We start from the raw sequence: 3,968 nt of genomic DNA, 5'->3' as shown, positions 1-3,968 counted from the left end.
GTCCATCGCTTCGAGCGTGGACCAGAGATGTTGGATGTTTGCAGGCTGCTCCAGCGGCTGCGTGGAAAAGCGGATGTTGCGCCGGCAATATTCAGACGGCAGCATCTTCAGCCATGGCGTCTCCTTGCGCAGCGCTTTGTAATCAGCGTCCAGGCGCCAAAGGACCGACGGAACCCAGGCGACGCCGCATTCGATGATCACGAAGTAGAGGTCCGGCCATTTCTCGAAGACGCCATGGGCGATCATGCTTGCCACGTGCGACATCGCCGACATGTGCAGAATGGCATGCGTTTCCCAGAAGAATGTCGTCGGGGCGGGAGCAATGGCAGTTGAATTCACGCCGCCATGCCCGCCCAGATGAATGGCGAATGGCAACCCCACTTCCGCGCAGGCTTCGTAGATCGGGTGGTAAAACGGGTCGCCATACGGCTTGACGGACCCCTGGGAGGCGAGAACCTGGACCATCCGCGGATGACTGCCAAGACGGCGAATCTCGGCGGCAGCGAGCTTCGGATCCTGTGGCGCGATGATGATCGAGCCCATGAAACGATCGTCTTTCGGCAACCACTGATCGATCTGATAATCGTTGTACGCGCTGACCAGAGCGCTGGCATAGTAAGGGTTAGCCAGGGTCGACGCCTCGATAGGCTCATCGCCGGTCAGGATCGCCACGTCGACTTTGTATTTGTCGAGGTGCTTCTCTTTCATGATGAGATAGTTGTCGGCTTCCGTTTTCGGACGGATGTCCTTGCGGGAGAAGTCCTGCGGGTGGAACCAGGGCCGATGGCCATGCGGAAAGGCGCCAACGGGACCTGTTTTCTCGCCCTCGATGAACATGTCTTTCCACAAGCCGGAGAGATAGGGCTCCAACACGGTGGCGCTTGACCAGTAATTATGACAGTCGCAGTCGACTATGAACACTTCTTCCGCTCCGTATCCGTATCTCGTCCCGGCGGCGCTGCCGGCCGTTGATCTGCTGCAGCTTCCGCCTTGAGTATTGTTTGATCAAGCTTATGATACGTGGAATATGATCGAGTTTTTCGATTGGAGATTTCATGCAACTTGATCACATCGAGACCTTTCTCGACATCATCGAATCGAGAAACTTCAATCGCACCGCGGATCGGCTAGGATTGACCCAGTCGACGATCAGCACCCGCGTTAAGAACCTCGAGAGCGCAATCGGGTCCGAACTGTTTCAGCGCGGACGCGCCGGGGCGGAGCCGACCGCCGCAGGGCGCCGGTTCGAAGCTTATGCAAGATCCTTGCTGTCCACATGGTCGCAGGCTCGCCACGATGTCCGGGCGTTCAATCGTTTCGAAGGAACCCTGCGCGTCGCCGCGCAGGTCGGGATGACCCGCTCGGTTTTGCCGGGTTGGGTGGAGACGCTGTGTCAGGCTCTTCCCAAATCGTCGATCCATGTCGAGTCGGATTATTCAAACCAGATGGTCAGCGACCTGAGCATGGGAAATCTCGATATCGCAGTGCTTTACGCCCCGCGATACCTACCCGAAATCTCCTATGAGCATTTGATGGTTGAGGAATATGTGATGGTTTCCACGGTGGCCAGAACCCTCTCCGAGGTCGACCCCGAAACCTACATTCGTCCGGGCTATACGGTCCTGCTGGAGAAGGCCCATGCCGAATTGCTCGGCGAGTTGGCGATCTGTCGCCTTTCCATGGGATCGGAAACCTTGGCGGAGATGATGCTACGGCGCACGGGCGGCACCTGCTATATGAGAAGTGACGATGCGCGCAGGTTCGCCCTCGAACGCCCATCGTTCATCGTCGAAGGCGCTCCGACGCTGCATCAGCCGGTCCACACGGCCATCCTGGCGCGCCGCAAACACGAACCGATCATCCGCAAGGGAATCCGCGCCCTTCACGTTGCCGTGATGTCACTGGATATGTAATCGAAATAATCGATCATAACTCGGGAGGGATGCTTCTGTTGCGGGGGGCCTGGAACTGGCATCTTGGGTTCGACTTCGAACCGAGATGAATGATGAACGCACACGTTTCCTTGGGGGCCCCCGACCTCCTGCCGATGAGGCATCATCGGCAATGGGCACAAACCACATCGCAGCTTGTACTCTGCCGTCGTGTAATCGAGGAAACGCCCGATGTGAAAACTTTCGTTTTCACATCCCCGACGGATCGGATGTTCTGCTTCAGCGCGGGCCAGTATGTACTCGTGCACCTCAAGATCGAGGGTGCCGCGGTGACGCGCTCCTACTCTGTTTCGTCACCACCGACGCGACCGCTCGACCTGCAGATCACGGTGAAGCGAACACCGGGCGGCCTGGTTTCGAATTGGCTCCACGACAATTTGGGGGCGGGCGACGAGATCGAGATCGAAGGGCCGCTCGGCTCATTCAATCTCGATGACCTACCCTATGAAAAGCCGCTCTTCCTTTCGGGCGGCAGCGGGATAACGCCGGTGATGTCCATGCTGCGTGCGCTTACCGACCGCGCGGCCGACCAGGATATCTCATTCGTTCATAGTGCCAGAACGCCTGGTGATATAGTCTTTCGACGGGAATTGGACGCACTTGCCTCTCGCTTTCCCAACGTAAAAGTAACGTGCGTTTGTAGCCAGGAAGATCCCACCTGGAGGGGGCCGACTGGCAGAATAGACAGTCAGATGCTGCTGACCCTCGTTCCCGATCTCCACAACCGCACTATCTTTGCCTGTGGCCCTGAAGCGTACATGAAAGCCGCACGTGCCTGCCTGGATGCGATTGGCGTGGCTCCGTCACGGTACCACCAGGAGAGCTTCGGCGGCGGCAGCAGCCCCCAGTTGGAACCGGCCCCGACAATACCATCTTCGGTCCGTTTCGTCCGCTCCGGGATCGTGCATAACTGCTTGCCCGGAGAGACGCTGCTGGAGGCGGCGCGCCAATGTGGCGTCTACGTCCCAACCGCCTGCCAGCAGGGAGTTTGCGGCACATGCCGCATCGCCAAGCTGTCCGGCGAAGTCGCCATGGAGGATCTCGGCGGGCTGGCCCCTGAAGAGAAGTCGGCCGGCTATGTCCTGGCATGCTGCAGCCACCCTCAGGGCGCGGTTTCGCTCGATCTTTAACCCCGGGTGCTTGGTTCAGCATTGAAGCCGGCGCAGTAAGTGTTGAACTGCCGGTGAAGGCGTTGCGGGCGTAGCGGACTGATGCGCATCGACCTCAGCCGATATTGCTCAGAAGTCGAGAGCAACCATCATGCCACGGACTTCGGCCATTTCCAGCAGCAGGTCCTGCAGTCTGTCGTCCAGCGCGGCACCGGTCAGCGCCAGAAGCTCGGTAATGCTCTCTCTCATCGATATGACGGCCGCGCCTGTCTTCTCGGCGAGCAGCCGTCCGATGGCAGCCCGGATCAGCTCGTCCTGATCAGACATGCTTCACCTCCCGACGCACTGCAACCTCCCCTTGCTTTCCATGCCTCACCACCGCTTTCGACAACAGGGCGTGATTTCCTATACGGTATGTTTTTTGATGCGATCCCGGGCGGCTTTGCTCACGCCAGCAGATCGTCTTTATCGACCTGCCAGTCGTTCAAAGCCGCCAATGAAGGCAGCGGCGAAAAATCGCCGGGTTGGACCGTTTCAACCGCTGCAAGCAGCTCCTGCGGCACTTCGTGCCGATAAAGCCCGGTGCATGCGCCCTCTTCGACCATTGCCGGCAACCCCGTGATCGCGTCGAAAATCGAAAATGTACCCGTTGGTTCTTCCAGGATCTCTAAACGCCTCACCCGAAACCTCCCTCTTGCGCAAAAGTAGCGACTAACGCCGCTATCCCCAAGTGGTTCCCCAGGCCGGCACATTTTTTCGCGCGTTGGTTGTAGCGCATGCCGGCAGGGCAGTCATGCCCCCAGGGTGCATAGCCAAAATCGCTACGCACCACTTTTAAATCTTGACGCGTGTCAATTTTTTATAAAACATGCGCAAATGCCGGATTGGCATCGGCCGGCGCTCTGGG

At 58.5% G+C, this 3,968-nt stretch carries 5 protein-coding genes; 2 read left to right on the top strand and 3 right to left on the bottom strand.

The annotated features are described in order from the left end of the window. Nucleotides 1-921 (bottom strand): amidohydrolase family protein (locus tag EN939_RS24265; protein ID WP_164751183.1); only part of this gene is annotated, 921 nt, incomplete at its 3' end. Between the two features lie 134 nt (nt 922-1,055). Here EN939_RS24265 and EN939_RS24260 point away from each other — a divergent pair. Together EN939_RS24260 and EN939_RS24255 are read left to right on the top strand one after the other, a co-directional pair. Then, nucleotides 1,056-1,913, top strand: a complete 858-nt coding sequence (locus tag EN939_RS24260; protein ID WP_127270220.1) for a LysR family transcriptional regulator — start codon at nt 1,056-1,058, stop codon at nt 1,911-1,913. Nucleotides 1,914-2,125: 212 nt separating this feature from the next. Beyond that, nucleotides 2,126-3,082, top strand: a complete 957-nt coding sequence (locus EN939_RS24255) for a hybrid-cluster NAD(P)-dependent oxidoreductase (RefSeq protein ID WP_206517159.1) — start codon at nt 2,126-2,128, stop codon at nt 3,080-3,082. 108 nt (nt 3,083-3,190) lie between these two features. On the opposite strand, the gene EN939_RS24250 is transcribed toward EN939_RS24255, so the two are convergent. Together EN939_RS24250 and EN939_RS24245 are read right to left on the bottom strand one after the other, a co-directional pair. Next, the gene (locus tag EN939_RS24250; protein WP_127270219.1) at nt 3,191-3,388 is read right to left on the bottom strand and encodes a hypothetical protein; all 198 of its coding nucleotides are present in this window, start codon (nt 3,386-3,388) and stop codon (nt 3,191-3,193) included. Nucleotides 3,389-3,507: 119 nt separating this feature from the next. After that, nucleotides 3,508-3,741 carry a hypothetical protein gene (locus EN939_RS24245; RefSeq protein WP_127270217.1) on the bottom strand — a complete coding sequence of 78 codons (234 nt, stop codon included), beginning with the start codon at nt 3,739-3,741 and terminating at the stop codon, nt 3,508-3,510. Nucleotides 3,742-3,968: the final 227 nt, after the last annotated feature.

The organism is Mesorhizobium sp. M7A.F.Ca.CA.002.05.1.1, from assembly GCF_003998335.1.
Taxonomy (GTDB): domain Bacteria; phylum Pseudomonadota; class Alphaproteobacteria; order Rhizobiales; family Rhizobiaceae; genus Mesorhizobium.
This window is presented reverse-complemented; position numbering and strand designations above follow the sequence as displayed.

What these genes read in the sequence shown, in the direction of transcription:
- EN939_RS24260 (WP_127270220.1), top strand. Translation starts at nt 1,056, where the DNA reads ATGCAACTTGATCACATCGAGACCTTTCTCGACATCATCGAATCGAGA.
- EN939_RS24250 (WP_127270219.1), bottom strand. Translation starts at nt 3,388, where the DNA reads ATGTCTGATCAGGACGAGCTGATCCGGGCTGCCATCGGACGGCTGCTC.